Consider the following 21,386-nt stretch of genomic DNA (forward strand, 5'->3'; position numbering starts at 1 on the left):
CGGCAATGAGAACCAGCAAGCGCGACCGCATCCTCGACGCCGCCGTGAGCGTCATCAACCGTGACGGTCTCGGTGCGGTCACCTTTGAATCGGTGGCGGCCGAAGCGCAGCTGACCCGCGGCGGCCTGCTGTACCACTTCCCCTCGCGCGAAGCGCTGCTGCGCGGCATCGACGAGCACCTGGTGAAGGCCTGGGAGGCGTCGATGGAGGCGTTGCTCGGCAAGCGCGCCGACGAGGCGACGGCGCTGGAGCGGTACCAGACCTTCGTGCGGGTGTCGGCACAGAGCGCCACCCGTGCCGAGTTGATGTTCATGCTCGAAGCGATGGACCCGGACGCCGGCGAACGCCCCTGGGGCCCGGTGGTGAAGCGTTGGGCGCCATCGCCGCCGGCCAGGGCGGTTGCGGACCCGGCGGCGCTGGATGATTTCGTAGCGCGGCTGGCCGCCGATGGTCTGTGGATCTACGAGGCGATGTACGAGGGCCAGCTGGATCCCGAGGTGCGTGCGCAGCTGACCGAGCGGATTGCCGGGTTGTTGTCGGCTGGCAAGGCGTAGCGCCGTTGTAGAGTCGAGCTTGCTCGACTGCCTTTTGCAGAAACAGTCGAGCAAGCTCGACTCTACGGGGCTGCGGCCTGCGCCAGCCACGCCCGCGGCGAGACGCCCATCCGCTTGCGGAAGGCCTTGGACAGCGAGGCGGTATCGGCAAAACCGACGTCCACCGCGACCTGCTTTACCGGCGCGCCCGCCCGCAGCTGCGCGCAGGCCAGGCTCAACCGCCAGTCCTGCAGGTAGCTGGCCGGGGTGGCCTGCATCACGTCCTTGAACACCGCGGCGAACGCACTGCGCGACAGCCCGGCGATGGCCGCCATGCGCGGCAGCGTCCACTCTTCCTGCGGTGCCTGGTGCAGGGCCACCAGGGTACGCGCCAGCCGCGCATCGGACAGGCCGCGCATCAGCCCATGGCTGACCCCCGCCGCATCCGGGTGATCCACCACCCAGCGCAGCACCTGGATGAGCGCCACCTCGAACAGTCGGTTGGTCAGCAGCCGCGAGCCGCAGCGCTGGCGGTCCGCTTCGCCGAACAGCAGCTGCAGGGTGCCATCCAGCTCGCCGATGTCCGCCAATGGCACCACCATCACCGGCGGCAGCGACTGCACCACCGGGTTGCGCGCACCGCCGTCGAAATCCAGCGTGGCGCAGGTGAAATCCGGCCCGTCCAGCGGCGCGTTGAGGAAGGTGTGGTGCAGTGGTTGCGGGTACAGCAGCAGGCTGGGCTGGTCGACCCGCAGGCGCGAGGGCAGGCCGGCTTCGGTGTGGCAGACCTCCATCTCGCCCTTGCGCAGGATGTGCAGGAACGCGCGGCCGGGCTGCGGCGCGAACTCGTGGCGCCCGCACAGGGGGCCGGAATGGAAGAGGGCGGCCTGCACGCGGAAGCGTTCAAGCAGGGCGGAGAGGCGGTCGGGCGGGGTGTCCATGGACGAATGGATAACCGATGCGGACAAATGTTGGGGATTCGTCCTGCGAGTCTACCTACGATGACCCCATCGTCCAATCCCGGACGCGTTACCGAAGGAAACCACCATGTCCCGTATCGCCCTGATCGACGCTGCCGCCACCACCCCCGACCGCCAGGCCCTGCTGGGCCAGGTACACGCCGCCTTCGGCGCCACCCCGGCCATGTTCCGCGCCGTGGCCAACTCGCCGGCGGCGCTGGCCAGCATGTGGGGCTCGTTCGGCGCCCTTGGCGGCGGTCGCCTGTCGCCGCTGCTGGGTGAGCAGATCGCCGTCGCCATCGCCAACCGCAACGCCTGCGAGTACTGCCTGGCCGCGCACACCGCGCTGGGCCGCAAGGCCGGTGCCAGCGGCGAGCAGATGGCCGCCGCCCAGGTCGGCCAGTCCAGCGACCCGGCCACGGCCGCCGCACTCACGTTCGCCCTGAAGGTGGTGGAGAACCGTGCGCAGATCAGCGACGCCGACGTGCAGGCACTGCGTGATGCCGGTTTCGATGATGAGCTGATCGTCGAAATCCTCGCTCACGTCGCCCTCAACCTGTTCACCAACTACGTCAACGTAGCGTTCGACGTGCCGGTCGATTTCCCGAAGATCGCGCTGCGCTGAGGCCTGCGGGCAACCAGGCAAGACCGACGGGGTAGAGTCGACTGTCAGTCGACTATCGCGCGAAGCGCGGGTTTTTCGGGCGGTCCGTGGAACAGCAGTCGACTGACAGTCGACTCTACCCTGTCGGCTTTACCCTGCCTGCAGCCGCTCGGGGTGGGTATACACATTGAACCCGCCCTCGCGCGCGAATCCCACCAGGCAGAGGCCGGCGCTGCGGGCGAGGTCGATGGCCAGTGCCGTGGGCGCCGACACCGCCGCCAGCACGCTCGTACCGGCGCGCGCCGCCTTGCTGACCATCTCGTAACTTGCCCGGCTGGAAATCACCAGCAGGCCACCCTCGCTGCCGTGCTCGTTGTGGTGCAGTGCCCCGATCAGCTTGTCCAGGGCGTTGTGGCGGCCGACATCCTCACGCACCCAGCCGATGCGACCACGGGCATCGGCCCAGGCCGCGGCATGGGTGGAGCCACTGGCAGCATTCATCGGCTGGTGCTGCGCCAGCGCAGCCAGTGCGCGCTGCAGCGCCACGGGCGGATAGCTGCGGCGATCACGTATCGGTGGCAGGGGCCGCAGGACGTCCTCCAACTGCCGCGTGCCGCACAGACCGCAGCCGCCCCGGCCCGGCAGCAGGCGCCCGTTGGCCGGGTCCAGCGCTGCACCGGGCGCGTCCTCGGCCACGGTCATCTTCAGCTCGATGCCTTCCAGCTGCGGCTGCACGTCGATCGACAGCACCTGCTGCGGTCGCGTGACCAGGCCCTCGCTGAGCGAGAAGCCCAGGGCGAAATCCTCCAGGTCGCAGGGCGTGGCCATCATCACCGCGAAGGCGGTGCCGTTGTAGCGCATCGCCACCGGTACTTCTTCGGCGATCAGATCGACCCGTTCGTCCTGCTCCGTTTCCCGCCAGCGCTGCAAGGTGCGCAGCGCGGTCCCGGCCGGCGGTGGGGAAAGCGGTGTCGGTGCGGGCATGCAGTACGTCCTGGGTGGAGCACGAAGGCCATCTACCGCCGCAGGATAGCGCAGCGATCAGGGGAAGACGCCGTTGTAACCGTTGCCGTGGCAGGCTGGCACCCCTCATCCGGGGAATGGCACGACGGTCGCGGTCGTGCTTGACTGGACCCGGTCCCTTGCGCGCCACCAGGTTGCCGAGCCATGTCCGAACAGAAACCCCCGCTTTACACGTCCTACAACCAGCCGGCCGGTGGCTGGGGTGCTGCCGGGGCAACGGCCAAGGTGCTGCTGCAGCAGAGCGTGGTCGGCAAGGGCTCGAAGGCACTGCTGGCGATGAACCAGCCGGGTGGCTTCAAGTGCCCCAGCTGCGCCTTCCCGGACGCGGACCACCGGCGCAAGTTCGAGTTCTGCGAGAACGGCGCCAAGGCCCTGGCCTGGGAGGCGACCGAGCACCGCGTCACCCGCGAATTCTTCGCCGCCCACAGCGTCAGCGAGCTGATGGAACAGAGCGACTACTGGCTGGAGATGCAGGGCCGGTTGACCGAGCCGATGCGCTACGACGCGGCCAGCGACCACTACGTGCCCTGCGCCTGGGACGAGGCATTTGCCTTGATCGGCGAACATCTGCGCGCCCTGGACCACCCCGACCAGGCCGAGTTCTACACCTCCGGGCGCACGCCGAACGAAGCGGCGTTCCTGTACTCGATCTTCGTGCGTGAGTTCGGCACCAACAATTTCCCGGATTGTTCCAACATGTGCCACGAGCCCACCAGCCGCGGCCTGCCGCCGGTGATCGGGGTGGGCAAGGGCACCATCGTGCTGGACGATTTCGAACACGCCGAGGCCATCTTCGTGATGGGCCAGAACACCGGCACCAATTCGCCGCGGATGATGACCAACCTGGTGGAGGCGCGCAAACGCGGCATCCCCATCGTGGCGGTGAACCCGATGCCCGAGCGCGCGCTGATCCGTTTCACCGAGCCGCAGGACATCGTGCAGATGGCCACGCTGGGATCGACCGAGATCACCAGCGAGTTCGTGCACATCCGCATCGGCGGTGACCTGGCCTTCCTCAAGGGCATCATGAAGGTGATGTTCGAGCGCGAAGCGCAGGGCGAGGCCGTGCTCGACCACGCCTTCTTGGCCGAGCACACCCTGGGCGTGGATGCGCTGCGGGAGGACGTACTGGCGCAGGAGTGGGACGAGATCGTGCGGGTGTCCGGCATTGCCGAGGTGCAGATCCGGCGATGCGCGGATATCTACATCCGTTCGCAGGCCACGGTGATCTGCTACGGCATGGGCCTGACCCAGCACCAATACGGTTCACGCCTGCTGCAGCAGGTGGCCAACCTGCTGTTGCTGCGTGGCAACTTCGGCAAGCGCGGCGCGGGCATCGGCCCCATCCGCGGGCACTCCAACGTGCAGGGCGACCGCACCGTGGGCATCGACGAGAAGCCCAAGCCGGCCTACCTGGACCGGGTGCGCGAGGTGTTCGGCTTCGAGCCGCCGCGCGCGCATGGCCACCATGTGGTCGAGTCGATCCAGGCGATGCTCGATGGACAGGCCCGGGTGTTCATCGGCCTGGGCGGCAACTTCATCCATGCCGTGCCCGATACGCCGCGCGCCTACGAGGCGATGCAGCGGCTGGAGCTGACCGTGGGCATCGCGACCAAGCTCAACCGCGGCCACCTGGTGCACGGCCGTGATGCACTGATCCTGCCGGTGGTGGCGCGCTCGGAGTGGATCCGCACGCCGGCCGGCGAGCAGTTCGTGACCATCGAAGATGCGATGTCCAATGTCAGCGCCTCGCGCGGCGTGCTCGAGCCGGTCAGCGAGCACGTGCTGCCGGAGGTCGAGATCGTCTGCCGCATGGCGATGGCCACGCTGCCGGACAGCCGTGTGGACTGGGCGGCCTGCATGCACGATTACGCGCCGATCCGCGAGCTGATCGCAGCCGTCTACCCGGAGATCTACGCCGGCTTCAACGAGCGCATCCAGCAACCGCATGGCTTCCACCTGGACATCCCGCCGCGCCGCCGGGTGTGGCCGACCGACACCGGCAAGGCCAACATCCTGGTGATGCCCGGCCTGGAGGTGAACGACGTGGTGGACGACCCGGAGATGCTGCGCCTGGCCACGGTGCGTTCGCACGACCAGTACAACACCACCATCTACAGCTACAGCGATCGCTACCGGGGCGTGTACAACGACCGCAACGTGGTGTTCATGAACATCGAGGACCGGCTGGCACGCGGGTTGGGCAAGGAAGCGCGGGTAAGCCTGGAAACGATCGCCGACGATGGCGTCGTGCGGCGCATCGATGGCCTGACCGTGCTGGACTACCCGATGCCGCGCGGCGCGCTGGCCGGCTACTACCCGGAACTGAATCCGCTGCTGCCGCTGGACTACTACGATCGCATCAGCGGCACGCCCGCAGCGAAGTCGATCCCGGTGCGGGTGCGCGCGCTGGCCGAGGCGCCGTAGCGGCCCGTGCTTTCTGTAGAGCCGGGCCATGCTCGGCTGCTCCAGAACAGTCGGGCAAGCTCGACTCTACCGGGTCAGGGCTGCGTCGAGCTTCTGCTCGGCGGCATCGGCATACGCGCCGCAGCTCATCGCCTTGTCACCGGCCTTGCTGCCGGCCGCGTAGTCCCAGCCACTGGCACCCGGATGCGGGGTCAGCAGGACGTCGCAGGGCAGGGCGCGCACGGTGGCGAAACTGCGGCGGAAGTCCTCGACCAGGTGCGGATAGCGCGGGTTGTCCTTCAGCGTGTAACCCGGTGCACTCAGGCTGTCTGCATAGGCGATGCGCACCGGCGTGCCGTTGCGGGTGTCGGTCCAGGTCCATGCGGTGCTGCCGGGCGTGTGGCCGGGCGTGAAGTGGGCGGTGAACCGCGTGCCGCCCACGTCCACCGTCTCGCCGTCCATGATGATGCGGTCCACCTGTGCCGGCGCAAAGGTGAACCGGTCGCCGAAGTGCAGGTCGTCGGTGCCGCCGCGGGCCAGCAGTACCGCCGATTCGGCATTGGCCAGCACGCGCGCGCCCGTGCGGCGCTTGAGTTCGGCCACCGGGCCAGCGTGGTCGGCGTGGGCGTGGCTGAGCAGGATCACCCGCAGGTCAGCCGGGGCCACGCCACGCAGCTGCAGGTTGTGCAGCAGGTGGTCGGCCATCTGCGGCATGCCGCCGTCCAGCAGCACCGCACCCTGCGGGGTCTGCACCAGCAGGGCGGTGAGGTCCGCGGTGCCGATCTGCCAGGTGTGGTCGGCGATCTGCAGCGGCGCGATGGGCTGCAGCCACGACGCATCGACGGTGTACGCGCGCAGTTGCGGCAGCGCCGGTCCGGCAGCGTGGGCCGCCAGCGGCAGGGCCGTGGCCAGAGCGAAGGCAAGGGGCAGGATGCGCATTCGGAGGGATCGGTCGGGAAGGTGCGAAGACGCTATCACGGCCGCTTCCTGGGCCGTTTCGCGTATTGCTCATGGCTGCAATAAGCGCGATGGTTGGCTCGGCCACCGATCAGGAGTTTCCATGGTTCCCGGCATCCGTGTACCCGCCCTGCGCCGCCGCGACGGCCACCACGCGCGGGTGACCTACGAGGAGCTGTTCTTCGATCTGGTCTACGTCTTCGCCGTCACCCAGCTCAGCCACCACCTGCTGCACCACCTGGGCCTGCTCGGCGTGCTGCAGACGCTGGTGCTGTGGTTCGCGGTCTGGCTGGGCTGGCAGTACGCGTGCTGGGTCAGCAACTGGTTCGATCCGCAGGCGCCGCGTATCCGTGGCCTGTTGTTCACCACGATGCTGCTGGCGCTGCTGATGTCGTCCTCCATTCCAGACGCGTTCGGCGAGCGCGCCTGGGCGTTTGCCGGGGCCTACGCCACGATGCAGGTGGGGCGCACAGCTTTCGTGCTATGGGAGGTGGGGCGCGGCCATGCACTCGCGCCCAACTTCCGCCGCATGCTGGCCTGGGTGCTGGTGTCGGCCTGCTTCTGGCTGGCGGGGGCGGCCGCCGAAGGCCACCTGCGGCTGGGGCTGTGGGCGCTGGCGGTGGCCTGCGAATACCTGTCGCCGATGTTCGGCTTCGCGTTCCCGGGGCTGGGGCGTTCGCACACGCGCGAATGGACGATCGAAGGCGGCCATCTGGCCGAGCGCTGCCAGCTGTTCGTCATCGTCGCACTCGGTGAGACGCTGCTGGCCACCGGCGGCGTGCTCAGCGAGGCGGGCAACTGGAATGTCGACGTGGTCTCGGCCGTGCTCGCCACCTTCGCCGGCACCCTGGCGATGTGGTGGCTGTACTTCGGCATCTCCAGCCAGGATGCCACCGACACCATCACCCGCTCCGACGATCCTGGGCGCATCGGCGCCTACTTCCACTACGTGCATGCGCTGCTGATCGCCGGCATCATCGCCACCGCAGTCGGCAACGACCTGGTGATGGACGCGCCGGAGGAGGGCGTATCGCTGCCGCACGCAGCGATGCTGGTGGCCGGGCCGCTGATCTACCTGTTGGGCAGCGCGCTGTACAAGCGCGCGGTGTATGGGCGGGTGCCGCGCTCGCACCTGCTGGGTGCGCTGCTGCTGGTGGCGATGGGCCCCCTGCTGCCGCTCACCCACCTGCTGGCGGCTGGCTGGCTGACCAGCGTGGTGGTGTTGCTGGTGGGCCTGATCGACACGCGGACGCGACGTCGCCTGCCGTAGCCGTACGGGCGGAGACCGCGCTCAGGCCAGCGCAGCGGCCATCGCAGCCAGCCGTGCCACGGTGTTGAGATTGCGACCGGTGCCCTGCGCAGCGCAGGGAATCCGCAGCTTCGAATCGGCCATGCCCTCGCCGTAGTGCACATACAGTGCGCGCGGCCCCAACGCCAGCTGCTCGGCAGTGCGCCCGGTCACACCCTGCAGCGGATCGCCCGGCAGCGGGCCGTCGACGAACAGGGCAACCACGCGGTTGCCGGCGGCCTGCGGGAAAGGATTGCCCCTGACCACATCGGCAATCTCCGCGGCGCTGCGCACCAGCACACCCACCGGCTTGCCGGCGTGAGCCTGCAGCCGCTTGGCGAGCGCGTCGCGAACGGTTGCCTCGTCGCTTTGGCTGCGGAACACCACGTTGCCGCTGGCGATATAGGTCCGCACGTCGCTGAACCCGGCATCCACGCACATCGCCACCAGCGCTGCCATCGGCAGCTTGCCGGTACCGCCCACGTTCACTGCCCGCAGCAGGGCCACGTAAACGTTCATGGCGCAGCGGCCTGCAGGCGGTCGTACATGCGCACGAGGTCAACCAGGGTGCGCGCTTCCATCTTGCGCATCACCTGCGCGCGCCGCACTTTCACCGTGATCTCGCTGACGCCGAGGTCGGCGGCGATCTGCTTGTTGAGGCGTCCGCGCACCACGCCGTCCACCACCTCGCGCTCACCGGCGCTGAGGGTCTGCCAGCGTGCCTGCAGCTCGCCCAGTGCCTCGCCCTCGCGCCGCCGCTCGCGGTCCAGGGCGATGCCCTTGTGGATGGCGTCCAGCAGTTCCTGGTCGCGGAAGGGCTTGGTCAGGAATTCGATGGCGCCGGCCTTGATCGCATTGACGCCCATGGCGATGTCGCCGTGGCCGGTGATGAACACCACCGGCACCTGCAGGCCCAGGTCCGCCATGCTGCGGTGGAAGTCCAGGCCACTCTGTCCGGGCATGCGCACGTCCAGCACCAGGCAGGCCGACGCATCGTCGCGGGGATGATCGAGGAAGGCCTGGGTGGAGGCGAATGCCCGCACCTGCAGGCCCATCGACGCCAGCAGGTCTTCCAGCGCGGCGCGCACGGATGCATCGTCATCGATCACATAGACGATGGGGGCCGCTTCGGCCGGGGGTGGCAACGGCTTACGCATGGTCATCCTCGCCCGCGGTGGGCAGTTCGAACACGAAACAGGCGCCACCCCCGGCCGGTCGTTCTGCGCGGATGCGGCCACCATTGGCCTCGATCATCGAACGGCTCAGGCTGAGGCCCAGGCCGAGGCCATGGTCCTTGGTGGTCCAGAAGGCATCAAAGACGCGGTCCGGCTGCTCCGTGGGCAGGCCGATGCCGCGGTCACGCACGCTCAGGCTGGCCTGGCCGCGGCCATCGCGCGCGGTCACGAGGGCCACGCGGCGCTCGCCCGGGGGCAGCTGGGCCATCGCATCGACCGCGTTCAGCAGCAGGTTGCCGATCACCTGCTGTACCTGCACCGGGTCGGCGAAGACCGGCGGCAGCTCGGTATCCAGCAGCAGCGACACGTCTACGTGGTGCTGGTCGAGTTCGCTGCGCGACAGCGCGAGCATGTCCTGCACGGCCTGGTTCAGATCGAAGGCGCGGCGTTCCGGTGCCGCGCCCTGGGTCAGGCCACGGATACGGGCAATCACGTCGCTGGCGCGATGTGCATCGGACAGGATGCGGGCGATGGCCTGCAGCGCCTTGTCGACGTTGGGGGGCGATTGCGCCAACCAGCGCTGGCCGGCCTCGGCACTGCTGGCAATGGCCGCCAGCGGCTGGTTCACTTCATGGGCAATCGAGGTCGTCAGCTCACCCACCGTGGAGGCCCGCGCGACCCGCAGCAGGCGCGCCTGTGCTTCCTGCACGGCGGCCTTGGCAGCTTCCATCTTCAGCACCAGCCAGGTAGTGATGCCGATGACCAGCATGCCGATGGTCGAGTTGACCAGGCCGATGCGATAGGTGCCGAAGCGGGTCAGGAAGAAGCTGAGGCCGGTCAGGGCGATGCAGGCGGCTGCCAGGAAGAGCAGGCCGCGCGCCGACATCAGCCGCGACGCGGCGAGGATGACGGCCGCGTAGAAGCAGGCAGCGGCGACCGCGTAATCGGTGAGGGTGTCCAGCAGGAAGATCGCCCCCATCACCACGATCAGGGCGAACAGCGCCAGCGGGCGGCGGGGCGACAGCGACGGCATCGGGTGGGGCTCCCTGGCGGGTGGTGGGGGGATGATAAGCGGCTGGGTGACGCCGGGCCATGCACGGTAGGCCCGGCGGTCGGCCGCGCTGCGCGCTCGCCGGGCATGGCCCGGCGCTACCGGGGCGGGTGTCATTCTTCCAGGCTGGCGTTCCAGAATCCCTGCAGCACACCGGGTGTACCGGCCAGGTTCTCCAGCACCGCATCCAGTTCGGCTGGATCGACCGAGGTGGCATACAGCACCGCCTCGATCTCCACGTCGCGTTCGCCGAACGGCCGCTGGTCCACCGCCCGTACCGGATACTGTGCCTGCTCCAGCAGCAACAGCAGGCGATCCAGCACTTCGGCCTGCTGCTCGCGCTGGCAGACGACGTTGACCGCATAGGTTGCCTCGCTGAAGCCCTCCGCCAGCGGTTGCCGCTGGATGCGGTTCACCACTGGCCGCAGCAGGGTGTTGGCGGCCAGCACGAACACGGCTGCCATCACCGCTTCCGGCAGCAGCTTGACGCCGGCACAGGCCCCGACCGCGGCCGAACCCCACAGGGTCGCGGCGGTGTTCAGGCCCGAAACCTGCGCACCGTCCTTCATGATCGCGCCGGCGCCGAGGAAGCCGACGCCGGAGATGACGTAGGCCACCACGTGCAGTGGCGAGGGCGGGCCGCCGTACAGATCATGGAACCGCACCGCCAGATCGACGAAGACGGCGGCGCCTACCGCCACCAGCGTGTTGGTGCGCAGCCCGGCCGTGCGTTGCCGCAGTTGGCGTTCCAGGCCGATGGCCGCGCCCAGCACGAACGCAACGGTCAGGCTGAGCAGCGAGCCGAGCGTCGCCCCGGCGTCGAACGGCGGCAGGTTCACCTGCAGCGCGATCATCACTGCCACCCGTAGCGGCGGATGTAGAGCCGCTTCATTGCCGTGGTCAGCACCGCATAGCCGAACAGGATCGCCACCAGGAACGGCCAGTAACCCAGCGGGAGGGCCTGCAGCTTGAAGTAACCGGCCAGCGGGCTCATCGGCAGCAGCACGCCGATGGCCATGATCGCGCCGGTCATCAGCAGCAGCGCCGGTGCGGCGATGCTCTGCAGGAACGGCACCTTGGGCGTGCGGATCATGTGCACGATCAGGGTCTGGGTCAGCAGGCCGACCACGAACCAGCCGGACTGGAACAGGCTCTGGTCGGCGGCCGTGCGCGCATCGAACACATGCCACATCAGCGCGAAGCAGCACAGGTCGAAGATCGAACTGATCGGCCCGAAGAACACCATGAAGCGGCCGATGTCCGCCGGATTCCACTTCAGCGGCTGCCGCACCAGTTCCTCGTCGACGTTGTCGAACGGGATGGCGATCTGCGAGATGTCATACAGCAGGTTCTGCACCAGCAGCTGCAGCGGAAGCATCGGCAGGAAGGGCAGGAAGGCCGAAGCGACCAGTACCGAGAACACGTTGCCGAAATTGGAGCTTGCGGTCATGCGGATGTACTTGAGCATGTTGCAGAACGTGCGGCGGCCCTGCACGACGCCGTCCTCCAGCACCATCAGGCTCTTTTCCAGCAGGATGATGTCGGCGGCCTCCTTGGCGATGTCCACCGCGCTGTCCACGCTGATGCCGATGTCGGCCGCGCGCAGGGCCGGAGCGTCGTTGATGCCGTCGCCCAGGAAGCCCACCACCTTGCCCTGTGCGCGCAGGCAGCGCACCAGGCGTTCCTTGTGCAGTGGCGTGAGGCGGGCGAACACGCGGTGCTGCTGCAGCGCCTGCGAGAGCGCGGCATCCTCCATGCGTTCGATCTGTGGGCCGGTGAGGATGGCGTCGGCCTCCAGCCCGACCTGGGCGCAGACACGCGCGGTCACCAGCTCGTTGTCGCCGGTGAAGACCTTGACCTCCACGCCATGCGCGGCCAGTGCCTGCAGGGCCTGGGCGGCCGACTCCTTGGGCGGGTCGAGGAAGGCCACGTAGCCGAGCAGGGTCAGCCCGCATTCGTCGGCCTGCGAGTACACCGACTGGCTGGCCGCAGTTTCCTTCATCGCCACGGCCACCACGCGCAGCCCCTGCTCGTTCAGTTCCTCGGTGGTCTGCCGCACCCGCGCCAGCCGCGCCGCGTCCAGCGGCTGGTCGCGCCCGCCCTCGCGCACGGTGCTGCACACCGCCAGCATTTCCTCCACCGCGCCCTTGCAGATCAACTCGTGGTGGTCATCGCGCTCGGCCACCACCACCGACATGCGGCGGCGCTGGAAGTCGAACGGAATCTCGTCGACCTTGCGGTAATCCTGCGACAGGCGCAGCGAGCTCTGCAGCTCGACGTGCTCCAGCACGGCGCGATCGAGCAGGTTGATCAGCCCGGTCTGGAAATGGCTGTTGAGGTAGGCGAACTTCAGCACGTCCTCCGAGTCCTGCCCGAACACATCGGTGTGGCGCTCCAGGGCGATGCGGTCCTGGGTGAGGGTGCCGGTCTTGTCGGTGCACAGCACCTCCATCGCGCCGAAGTTCTGGATCGCATCCAGGCGCTTGACGATCACCCGCTTGCGCGACAGCAGCACGGCGCCCTTGGCGAGGGTGGAGGTGACGATCATGGGCAGCATTTCCGGGGTAAGGCCCACCGCCACCGACAATGCAAACAGGAAGGCTTCGGTCCAATCGCCCTTGGTCCAGCCGTTGATGAGCAGCACGAACGGCACCATGACCAGGGCGAAGCGGATCAGCAGCCAGCTGACACTGTTGACGCCGGCCTGGAACGCGGTCGGCGCGCGCTCGGTAGCGGTGCTGCGCTGGGCCAGCGTGCCGAAGTAGGTGCGGTTGCCGGTGGCCAGCACTACCGCCGTCGCTGTGCCGGACACCACGTTCGTGCCCATGAACAGCAGGTTGGCCTGTTCCATCAGGCCGGCGTCAGCGGCACCCGGGCTGGCGAACTTCTCCACCGGCAGCGACTCGCCGGTCATCGCCGCCTGGGCGACGAACAGATCCTTGGCGGCCAGTACGCGGCAGTCGGCCGGGATCATGTCGCCGGCGGAGAGCACGATGTGGTCGCCCGGCACCAGCTCGCGGATCGGCAGGTCGAGCAGGCGCGCCGGACGACGGCTGTGCAGGTGCGCGCCGAAGTACTGGCCGGCCAGCTCCGCGGCCTCGGTGCCCGCGCTGCGCCGCAATACCCGCGAGGTGTTGCCGACCAGCGCCTTCAGCCGCTCGGCGGCACGGTTGGAGCGTCCTTCCTGCACGAAGCGGATGAGGGTGGACAGCAGGACCATCGCACCGATCACCACCGTGGCCTTGGCGTCCTCGGTCAGCCACGAAACAGCGGCCAGCACGCTCAGCAGCAGGTTGAACGGATTGCGGTAGCACTGCCACAGGTGGCGCCACCACGGCAGCGGCTTTTCGTGATCGACTTCATTGGGGCCGAGCCGGGCAAAGCGCTCGCTGGCCTCCTGCGGGCTCAGGCCATCGCCGTGCGAATCCAGTGCGGCCAGCAGGCGGGCATCGTCGAGCTGGGCCAGGCGGAGCAGGCCCTCGGTGAGCGTGGAGGGCGCGGCCTCGGCAGCGCCGCGGCCGAAGCCGGACTCGGGCAGGGCGCGGCGGCGGAACAGGCTGCCCGCGCGACGGCTGCGCAGGAAGGCGTTGAACCAGGCGTTGAGCAGGCTCATGGGGTCATCCTCGGAGGTGCCGACCCGGGTGCGCCGGGTCGTGGAGTGGCGTGGGTCAGGCGCGGCGCAGGGTGGGCACCGGGGGTGACCACGGCTGCAGGTGCAGGTGCTGGCTGCCACCGATGCACAGCGGCTTCATGGCATCGCGCAGGGGGAGGGGCAGGTGGCGCAGCGCCGTCATGCGCTCGCTGATCGGCAGCAGCGACAACGCATCGGCGACGACGCGCGGCGAACCGAGCGCCAGCGCATGGGCGAACAGGACGGGGCCGTGCTGCAGCAGGTGGCTGCGCAGGCCTGCGCGGTCGCGCTCAGCGATCAGGCGGCGCAGGGTGATGTAGAGGGTCTTGCAGGACATGGGGATACTCCGGGCAGGCGACGCCCGGGGCCCCCATCACGCGCGCGGACAGGGACCGGCGATGGGCGCCAGCAGGGAACGGGGGGTACTGATCCAGGGCGCAACGCGCCCGGCAGGGTCGGGGTCCATCAGCGTCTCCGTGGGCAAGGCCGTCGTGGCCCTGTGCCGCTATTGTCCGCGCAGGGCTGCGCCGGGCCTAGATGCCCGTGGGTAAGCGCGGCTATACGTTGGTATAGGCAGCACGCGCGATGTGCGGTGTGCGGTGAATGGCATCCACGCGTGGCGTGGATCTACAAGTGCGCGGAACGATCCGCAAATGCGTCCGTCGCGCGCACCAGTGCATCGGTCGTGGCGGGTTCGATGGCGCTGTGCCCGGACAACACCATCTCCAGCCGGGCTTCCGGCCAGGCGCAGGCGAGATCCCAGGCGCTGCGTGCCGGGCAGATGATGTCGTAGCGCCCCTGCACGATCACCCCGGGCAGGTGGCGGATGCGATCAACCCCACGCAGCAGTTGCCCATGTTCAAGAAACGCGTTGTGGCGGAAGTAATGGGCCTCGATGCGTGCCTTGGCCAGCGTGTCGAGCGGATCGGCGTCGGAGACCGCATCAGCGTCATGCACCAGGGTGGCGGCGTTGTCCTCCCAGCCCAGCCAGGCCAGGGCGGCGGCGATCTGCGTCTGTGGGTCAGGGCTGTCCAGCCGCTTCCAGTACGCAGCAATCAGGTCGCCACGCTCTTCTTCAGGAATATGCGCCTCGTAGCGCGCCCAGCGTTCGGGGAAGATCCAGCGCGCACCGCCGTCGGCCTGGTTGAACCAGGCGTTCTCCTCCGCGCGGCCCAGATACACACCGCGCACGATCACGCCGCTCGCACGCTCGGGATGGGCCTGCGCATAGGCCAGCGCCAGGGTGGACCCCCAGGAGCCACCGAACACCAGCCAGCGCTCGATGCCCAGGTGTGCGCGCACACGCTCGATGTCCTGCACCAGGTGCGCGGTGGTGTTGTCGCGCAGCTCGCCGAAAGGAGTGGAGCGTCCGCAGCCGCGCTGGTCGATCAACACGATGCGGTAGCGCGCCGGGTCGAAGAAGCGTCGATGCGTAGGCGAGACGCCTGCCCCCGGTCCGCCATGCAGGAACACGACGGGGATGCCATCGGGGTTGCCACACTCCTCCAGATGCAGCGTGTGCAGCGCATCCACGGCGAGGCGGTGCTCGCGGTAGGGCGTGATCGAGGGATAGAGCGTGCGCATGGCGTTGCCTCACTTGCGGGAATGGCAAGCATAGTTGGCTTTTTCAATGCCAGTCGAGCGCGCGCGACCCTACAATGCGCTATGCCTGCCATGCCCAGCCTTGATGACCTGCGCCGCCATGCAGTGGCGCGCACGCTGTTCACGCCGACCACCTTGCTGGCGGCGATCCGTCGCCTCGGCTTCGTGCAGGCGGATCCCATACGGGCACCGGCCCGCGCCCAGGATCTGATCCTGCGCCACCGGGTGAAGGGCTACCGGGCCGGTGACCTGGAGCGGCGCTATGCGCGGCTGCCGGTGGAAGAAGATTGCCTGGTCAATTATGGGTTCCTGCCGCGCGAGCACCTGGCGTTGATGCACCCGCGGATCTCCAAGCGGGTATGGGACGCCGCCACCCGGCGCCGGGCGGCCGAAGTGCTGGAATTCGTGCAGGCGCGTGGCAGTGTCCACCCGCGCGAGGTGGACCAGGCCTTTGCCCATGGGCGGGTGACCAACTACTGGGGCGGCACCAGCAATGCAAGCACCCACCTGCTCGATGGCATGCACTACCGCGGCATGTTGCGCGTGCAGCGGCGTGACAGTGGTACCCGCATCTACAGCATCGCCGAGCACCCGCTGGCGGATGCCGGGGCCGCCGCACAGGCGCTGCGGGCAGCCGCCCTCATCGACGTGGTGGTACGCACCTACGCGCCATTGCCAGCCGCCAGCCTGACCTATCTCGTGCGGCTGCTCGGTTATGGCGCGCCACACCTGGCTGCGCCACTGCAGCAGGCATTGCGTGATGCCCGGCAGGCTCTGGCCAGTGCCGTTGTCGATGGCACCACCTGGTACTGGCCGGCCGAAGAAAACCCACGTTCGCGGCGGTTCCAAGTGGATGAGCAGGTGCGCCTGCTCGCGCCCTTCGATCCGGTCACCTGGGATCGCCGGCGCTTCGAGCTGCTGTGGGGGTGGGTGTACAAGTTCGAGGCTTATACGCCTGCGCCCAAGCGCCGCTTCGGCTACTACGCGTTGCCGTTGCTGTGGTGTGACCAGGTGATCGGCTGGGCCAACATCAGCACGCGCGATGGTCGCCTGCAGCCGGCGTTCGGCTACGCCAGCGGCAAGGCGCCGCGCGAGGCCGCGTTCCGCAATGCGCTGGATGACGAACTGCAGCGCATGAGCGACTTCCTGCTCGGGCCCAGCGGCGCGCCCTGAGCCGCGCCACCGGTGTCAGCCGCGCCCTCGGCCAGGCAGAGGCAGAGCACTGGCCGAGGCAGTGGCAGGTGATGCGACCGCAATTACGTGATCGCACTCTTCCAGCCGTGCATTGGCCACGGCCTGCGTCGCGCCGCAGTGGGCGCAGGCAAGTACGGTGCCCCCGCTCAGGCGTGCGATCTGCGTCCCCCGGTGCGGGTGACTTCACCGCAGGCTTCGCAGCGCAGCGCCATCGAACGGATCTGCACGATGGCGCCTGCCGGGTCCCTGTCTGCGTCAACAGCCAATACGAAAAATCGACCGGTATTGGGCATGGCACTGTCTCCGTAGAACCTGCCTTCAGGGTGCCCGCAGCGCCGGCTGCAAGGTATGATGGGAGGCTCAATCGGATGTGGACGTGGATCCCGCAGCCATCACGGGACCATCCTCCCGCTTGCGCCGGCGCACCCGTTCGCGGGTGCTGTACAGGCTGTTGTCGGCACGGTGGATGGTATCGGCCACCACCTCGCCGCGGGCATGCGTGGCTGCGCCCATCGAGAACGCGATCGGGGCAAGCCCGGCATTGACCTCATACCAGTCCAGCAGGGCCTGCAGGCGCTCGCGGCCCGGCTGGATCAACACCACCATGAACTCGTCGCCGCCGAGCCGGACCTCGCTTTCGCCTGCACCCAGCGGCGAGCGCAGGAACGCAGCGAACTCCACCAGGATGGCGTCGCCGCGGCGATGGCCCTGGGTATCGTTGACCTGCTTGAAATGATCCAGGTCGAACACCACGCAGGCCCAGGATTCGGTTTCCAGCTGTTCCAGCCGGTGCAGATAGCGGCGGTTGTGGCACAGGGTCAGCGGGTCGCGCTGGGACAGTTCGCGCAGGCGCTCTTCCTGCTGCCGCAGGGCGGTGACGTCCTGGGCGTGGCCGAGCACGAACGGTGGATGCGCCTCGCTGTCCAGCACGTTGTTGTAGGCCCAGTAGCGGCGGCTGCCATCGGCCGCGATCAGCTCGATGACACCGGCATCGGTATGGTTGCTCTCGATCCGCGCAAGGTAGGCCTTGAAGGCATCGCGCTTCTCCGGCGGCATCAGGTCGCACAGGCTGCGGCCGACCATCTGGCTTTCGGAGAAGCCCAGCGACTGCACCGCCGCTGGATTCACCGAGGTGAGCGTGCCGTCCAGCGTGTGCGTGCAGATCAGGCCCAGGCTGTAGTGGAACAGGCGCCGGTAGCGCACTTCGCTGGCTTCCAGCGCATCCAGCACCGCGCGTTCCTCGGTGATGTCCTGGATGGCGCCGACCAGGCGTGGCCGTCCCTCCACCTGCTGGCGGCTGCCGACCACGCGGGTCCAGATCGCACGGCCATCGGCGGTGGTCATCGGCAACTGCACTTCCCAGGGCGTGCCGGCCTCGACGCAGCGCTTGACCGACGCCTCGATGATGGCGCGGCTGTCATCGCGGTAGAAGGACAGGGCGCTGTCCAGGGTTGGCTGGTAACTGGAGCGCACGCCGTGGATCTGCTTGGTCTCGCGGGTCCAGCGCACCTCGTTGCTGGTCAGGTCCAGTTCCCAGCCGCCCACCTTGGCGGCGGTGTTGGTACGTTCCAGGAAATCCTCGCTGCGCTTGAGGTCGCTGTGCAGGTGCTGGGCCTGGTCGACCTTCTGCAGCAGCGCGGCGCGCTGTTCCAGGACCTGGGTGGTCACACGGCCCAGGTGCACCATCAGTTCGCGCTGCGAGGGCGAGAGCACGCCGGGCATCGTATCGAGCAGGCACAGGGTGCCGATGCGGGCGCCATGCGCGGTGCCAAGCGGGATGCCCGCGTAGTGGCGTATGCGTGGGCCGCCGGTGACCAGCGGATTGGCCGCGAACAGCGGGTCCTGGCGCGCATCGGGAATCTCCATCAGCGCGTCGCGCTCGATGGCATGCGTGCAGAACGAAATGTCGCGCGGGGTTTCGCTGGTGTTGGGCAGGCCGATGTTGGCCTTGAACCATTGCCGGTGCTCGGCAACGATGGAAATCAGCCCCATCGGCATGCCGGTCGCCGCCTGGGCGGCGGCGACGATGGCATCGAAGACGGGTTCTGAGGGCGTGTCGAGCACGCCCAGGCGATCGATCTCACAGAGTCTGAAAGCTTCATCCATAACTGGCGCGCTGGCTTCTGTCGGGAAGGGCGGGGCAGGCCCCACGCTAGTGGGGCAAGGGTTAGCATCGTGCGTTCCCGGGTGATGTCCGCGTGATGCTGGTTGCAGCTGCCTCAGTTGTTCTGCTTCAGCGCGGCCTGGCGTGCAGCAAAGACTTCCGGGGTCTGCGGCTTGACGAACAGTGCCACCAGTTCGGGAAATTCGCCCTTGACCGCTGTCTCGATACGGGTGATGCAGGCTTCGATCTGCGGCGTACGCCGGTCGTCCTCGAACTCCGCGCTGAGCATGGCCACCACCTGCTCGGGCCCCATCTGCATGGTCGTCACGCCGTTGGCACGCAGCAGGTCAGGATCGGTGACCGCCACGGCCATGATCCGCTTCGCCACCGCCGGGTGGGCCGGCTCGCCCACCAGCAGGCCCTTGGTTTCCCGCGCCAGCAGGAAGGCGGTCACCGCGAGCACGGCCGCGATGCACAGGGAGGCCACGCCATCGAGCATGGGCATTTCCAGCAGCTGCGCGGCCAGCAGGCCGGCCAGGGCGAAGCCCAGGCCCAGCAGCGCGGCGCTGTCTTCCAGCAATACGGTGAACGTGGAGGGATCCTTGCTGCGCCGGAAGGCTTCGAAGTAGCCCATGCGCCCCTTGCTGCGGCGGAACTCGCGCAGGGCGATGTACCACGACGTGCCCTCGAACAGCAGCGACACGCCCAGTACCGTGTAGCTGAGGCCATGGTTCGTGGCCGGCTGCGGGTGGCGGATGTGCTGGATGCCTTCGTACGCCGATACGCCCGCACCGGCGGCAAACACCAGCAGGGCGACGATGAAGCTCCAGAAATACAGCTCACGCCCGTAACCGAAGGGGTGCAGCGTGTCGGGCGACTTCTCCGCACGGTGCAGGCCGTACAGCAGCAGGATTTCGTTCAGGGTGTCGACCAGCGAATGGACGCCTTCGCTCAGCATGGCCGAGCTGCCGGAGATGCCGGCAGCGATGAACTTGGCAATGGCGATGGCGAGGTTGCCGAACAGCGCGGCGTAGACGACCAGGCGTGAGCCCGTGGGAGCGGCCATGTGAGGGGGCAGATGGAACGGACACCCCATGGTGCGATGGGGGGTGTCCGTGCGGCGTATACGGCTCGCTCAGCGCTGCCTCGGGTTGAGATAGATGCGGGTTCCGTCCGATTCGCGCCGGCCCGACCAGCGCCCGCCACCGCTGGGACGGAAGCGGGCGATGACCTGGTTGTTGGTGTCGGTCAGCAGCAGCTGGTTGCCGGACAGCAGCCAGCGGTTGACCGAGAAGAAGCCATCGGGGCAGCCGGCCGGCACCCACGCGCCATAGCCGCCGAACCATTGGCTGTCCTTCAGCGTGATGGTGCAGCTGGAGCCGTTTTCCTGGCCCAGGGTCCAGTCACCAAACAGATCGCTGTCGCGCACCGACCAGCCGCCATGGTGGCGGTCGCTGCCCCAGTCGTCGCGGTTGTCGTCGTGGTAGCCGATGTCCACCTCGGCGCCGGAACTGCGGCTGCGCGACTCCGAGTGCGAGTTGCCGCTGGTCGTGGTCTCGGTGGTCATCGAGCCCATGTTGCCGAAGTCCGTATTGGACTGGGTCGGGTCGCCGCTGTCGTCCTGGCCTGTGCCGTTGTTCGACTGGGTGGTCGTAGTGGTCTGCGAGCTGCTGGTGGCTTGCGTACTGGTCGTGTCCTGGCCAAAGCCGAACGATGCGTCCTGGGCCATGGCGGTGGCGGGGAGGGCAAGGCTGCACAGCGCCAGCAGCCCGTAGTGCGGGAAGAGCTTGGCCATCGTCGAATCCTCGTTGGAGAACGCTGGAACCGCTGATCTGCGTGTGGGGCGGCAGCCTGCCGCGACGGCGGAGCATAGCGCCGGCCCGACGGGGGCGGCGTGAGGGCCGTGTGCAGGCCTGGCGGGGCCGCGGCCAGCGCATCGTGAACAGGGCTGCCCGTGGCGGGGGATACACTGCATGCCCACCCCAGCGGGGCAGGCCCCGATGTCCGCAGCAGAACCAGGCCAGGCCATGCGGCAACGGGCACTGCAGGAGTGCCGGGCCATCACCGCGACCCTGTCGTCCATGGATGATCCGCACGCCTCGATCCACGCGGCGCGCAAGGCGATCCGCCGCCTGCGGGCGCTGCTTGGCCTGGTGCAGCATCCGGCGCTGGACCTGGAGGACGCGGACCGGCGCCTGCAGCGCCTCGGCGACAGCCTGTCGGACCTGCGCGATGCCCAGGTGGTGGTGCAGGCTGCGGTCTACCTGCAGGACAGCCATGCCGCAGACGCGTGGCCGGCCATCATCGCCCGGCTCACCCAGCGCCGCGACCGGCTGCTGCAGCAGAGCCTGCAGCGCGATCCCGGGTTCGAGCGGCGGTTGCGCCGCGTGAGGATCGTGCAGGAGCAGCTTGCGAAGCAGCCTTGGGGGAAGCTGCGGCGTTCAGCGCTGCGCAGCAACCTGGAGGGCAGCCAACGGCGGGCCGAAAAGGCCACCCAGCGTGCGAGCGACGATGGCGGGGCCGAGGCGATTCATCGCTGGCGGCGCAAGGTCCGCCGCCTGCGCATGCAGCTGGACGTGGCACACGCACTGCATCTGCACGCTGGGAAACGGCAAGCGTCGGGTGGCGATGCGAAGGCCCTGCACCGGCTCAGTGATGCGCTGGGGCAGCAGCAGGATCTGCAGCTGCTGCGCGACCTGGTCAGGGCGATGCCTGCCGCTCATGGCAAGGCGCGGGTGCTCGAGCAGCTGCGCAGCGCGCAGCAGGCAGGGTAATGGAAGGATCCACGCAGCCGTGGTAGCGCCAGGCCATGCCTGGCGGATGCCATCAGGTGCCGCTGCGTTCGCCGGGCGTGGCCCA

Annotated in this window: 20 protein-coding genes; 6 read left to right on the forward strand and 14 right to left on the reverse strand. The window is 68.5% G+C overall.

The window, feature by feature from the left end; all coding sequences use genetic code 11:
* The first annotated feature begins 5 nt into the window (after window positions 1-5).
* A complete protein-coding gene (locus tag QMZ26_RS00135; RefSeq protein WP_283220172.1) occupies window positions 6-554 on the forward strand; it encodes a TetR/AcrR family transcriptional regulator in 549 nt (182 codons plus the stop codon).
* A gap of 62 nt (window positions 555-616) precedes the next feature.
* Here QMZ26_RS00135 and QMZ26_RS00140 read toward each other — a convergent pair whose 3' ends face one another.
* Window positions 617-1,474 carry an AraC family transcriptional regulator gene (locus QMZ26_RS00140; protein ID WP_234458675.1) on the reverse strand — a complete coding sequence of 286 codons (858 nt, stop codon included), beginning with the start codon at window positions 1,472-1,474 and terminating at the stop codon, window positions 617-619.
* Window positions 1,475-1,580: 106 nt separating this feature from the next.
* Between QMZ26_RS00140 and QMZ26_RS00145 the strand changes: the two genes are divergently transcribed.
* Window positions 1,581-2,117: a carboxymuconolactone decarboxylase family protein gene (locus QMZ26_RS00145; protein WP_200733849.1), complete on the forward strand. Its 537-nt coding sequence runs from the start codon at window positions 1,581-1,583 to the stop codon at window positions 2,115-2,117.
* 129 nt (window positions 2,118-2,246) lie between these two features.
* Here QMZ26_RS00145 and fdhD read toward each other — a convergent pair whose 3' ends face one another.
* A complete protein-coding gene (gene fdhD / locus QMZ26_RS00150) occupies window positions 2,247-3,080 on the reverse strand; it encodes a formate dehydrogenase accessory sulfurtransferase FdhD (protein ID WP_283220173.1) in 834 nt (277 codons plus the stop codon).
* A 183-nt stretch (window positions 3,081-3,263) separates the two neighbouring features.
* Here fdhD and QMZ26_RS00155 point away from each other — a divergent pair, with 183 nt between their 5' ends.
* Complete coding sequence (locus tag QMZ26_RS00155; RefSeq protein ID WP_283220174.1) at window positions 3,264-5,546, forward strand: FdhF/YdeP family oxidoreductase; 2,283 nt, start codon at window positions 3,264-3,266, stop codon at window positions 5,544-5,546.
* 66 nt (window positions 5,547-5,612) lie between these two features.
* Here QMZ26_RS00155 and bla read toward each other — a convergent pair whose 3' ends face one another.
* On the reverse strand, window positions 5,613-6,464 hold the full coding sequence (gene bla, locus QMZ26_RS00160; protein ID WP_283220175.1) for a subclass B3 metallo-beta-lactamase: 852 nt from the start codon (window positions 6,462-6,464) through the stop codon (window positions 5,613-5,615).
* A 121-nt stretch (window positions 6,465-6,585) separates the two neighbouring features.
* Between bla and QMZ26_RS00165 the strand changes: the two genes are divergently transcribed.
* Entirely contained in the window at window positions 6,586-7,752 is a 1,167-nt protein-coding gene (locus QMZ26_RS00165) for a low temperature requirement protein A (RefSeq protein WP_283220176.1), read from the forward strand.
* A gap of 21 nt (window positions 7,753-7,773) precedes the next feature.
* Here QMZ26_RS00165 and QMZ26_RS00170 read toward each other — a convergent pair whose 3' ends face one another.
* The 7 genes from QMZ26_RS00170 to pip form a co-directional block, all read right to left on the reverse strand.
* Window positions 7,774-8,289, reverse strand: coding sequence for a DUF1697 domain-containing protein (locus tag QMZ26_RS00170; protein ID WP_283220177.1), 516 nt, complete (start codon window positions 8,287-8,289; stop codon window positions 7,774-7,776).
* Window positions 8,286-8,927, reverse strand: coding sequence for a response regulator transcription factor (locus QMZ26_RS00175; RefSeq protein ID WP_283220178.1), 642 nt, complete (start codon window positions 8,925-8,927; stop codon window positions 8,286-8,288). The genes QMZ26_RS00170 and QMZ26_RS00175 overlap by 4 nt, the downstream gene beginning before the upstream one ends.
* Window positions 8,920-9,978, reverse strand: coding sequence for an ATP-binding protein (locus QMZ26_RS00180; RefSeq protein WP_283220179.1), 1,059 nt, complete (start codon window positions 9,976-9,978; stop codon window positions 8,920-8,922). Before QMZ26_RS00180 ends, QMZ26_RS00175 begins: the two co-directional genes overlap by 8 nt.
* A 131-nt stretch (window positions 9,979-10,109) precedes the next feature.
* The gene (locus tag QMZ26_RS00185; protein WP_283220309.1) at window positions 10,110-10,847 is read right to left on the reverse strand and encodes an MgtC/SapB family protein; all 738 of its coding nucleotides are present in this window, start codon (window positions 10,845-10,847) and stop codon (window positions 10,110-10,112) included.
* A gap of 2 nt (window positions 10,848-10,849) precedes the next feature.
* Window positions 10,850-13,609, reverse strand: a complete 2,760-nt coding sequence (gene mgtA / locus QMZ26_RS00190; RefSeq protein WP_283220180.1) for a magnesium-translocating P-type ATPase — start codon at window positions 13,607-13,609, stop codon at window positions 10,850-10,852.
* Window positions 13,610-13,664: 55 nt separating this feature from the next.
* Window positions 13,665-13,964 (reverse strand): hypothetical protein, encoded by a 300-nt coding sequence (locus tag QMZ26_RS00195; RefSeq protein WP_283220181.1) that lies wholly within the window; start codon window positions 13,962-13,964, stop codon window positions 13,665-13,667.
* Between the two features lie 290 nt (window positions 13,965-14,254).
* Entirely contained in the window at window positions 14,255-15,211 is a 957-nt protein-coding gene (gene pip, locus QMZ26_RS00200; RefSeq protein ID WP_283220182.1) for a prolyl aminopeptidase, read from the reverse strand.
* Window positions 15,212-15,292: 81 nt separating this feature from the next.
* Here pip and QMZ26_RS00205 point away from each other — a divergent pair, with 81 nt between their 5' ends.
* Window positions 15,293-16,402 (forward strand): crosslink repair DNA glycosylase YcaQ family protein, encoded by a 1,110-nt coding sequence (locus QMZ26_RS00205; protein ID WP_283220183.1) that lies wholly within the window; start codon window positions 15,293-15,295, stop codon window positions 16,400-16,402.
* 167 nt (window positions 16,403-16,569) lie between these two features.
* On the opposite strand, the gene QMZ26_RS00210 is transcribed toward QMZ26_RS00205, so the two are convergent.
* The 4 genes from QMZ26_RS00210 to QMZ26_RS00225 all read right to left on the reverse strand — a co-directional run bounded on the left by QMZ26_RS00210 (window position 16,570) and on the right by QMZ26_RS00225 (window position 20,322).
* Window positions 16,570-16,716 (reverse strand): hypothetical protein, encoded by a 147-nt coding sequence (locus QMZ26_RS00210; RefSeq protein ID WP_283220184.1) that lies wholly within the window; start codon window positions 16,714-16,716, stop codon window positions 16,570-16,572.
* 67 nt (window positions 16,717-16,783) lie between these two features.
* A complete protein-coding gene (locus QMZ26_RS00215; protein WP_345782640.1) occupies window positions 16,784-18,529 on the reverse strand; it encodes a PAS domain S-box protein in 1,746 nt (581 codons plus the stop codon).
* Between the two features lie 113 nt (window positions 18,530-18,642).
* Window positions 18,643-19,593, reverse strand: coding sequence for a cation diffusion facilitator family transporter (locus tag QMZ26_RS00220; RefSeq protein ID WP_283220186.1), 951 nt, complete (start codon window positions 19,591-19,593; stop codon window positions 18,643-18,645).
* A gap of 69 nt (window positions 19,594-19,662) precedes the next feature.
* A complete protein-coding gene (locus QMZ26_RS00225) occupies window positions 19,663-20,322 on the reverse strand; it encodes an AprI/Inh family metalloprotease inhibitor (protein WP_283220187.1) in 660 nt (219 codons plus the stop codon).
* Between the two features lie 205 nt (window positions 20,323-20,527).
* Between QMZ26_RS00225 and QMZ26_RS00230 the strand changes: the two genes are divergently transcribed.
* Complete coding sequence (locus QMZ26_RS00230) at window positions 20,528-21,301, forward strand: CHAD domain-containing protein (RefSeq protein ID WP_283220188.1); 774 nt, start codon at window positions 20,528-20,530, stop codon at window positions 21,299-21,301.
* Window positions 21,302-21,386: the final 85 nt, after the last annotated feature.

The organism is Stenotrophomonas sp. PFBMAA-4 (genome assembly GCF_030053215.1).
Taxonomy (GTDB): domain Bacteria; phylum Pseudomonadota; class Gammaproteobacteria; order Xanthomonadales; family Xanthomonadaceae; genus Stenotrophomonas.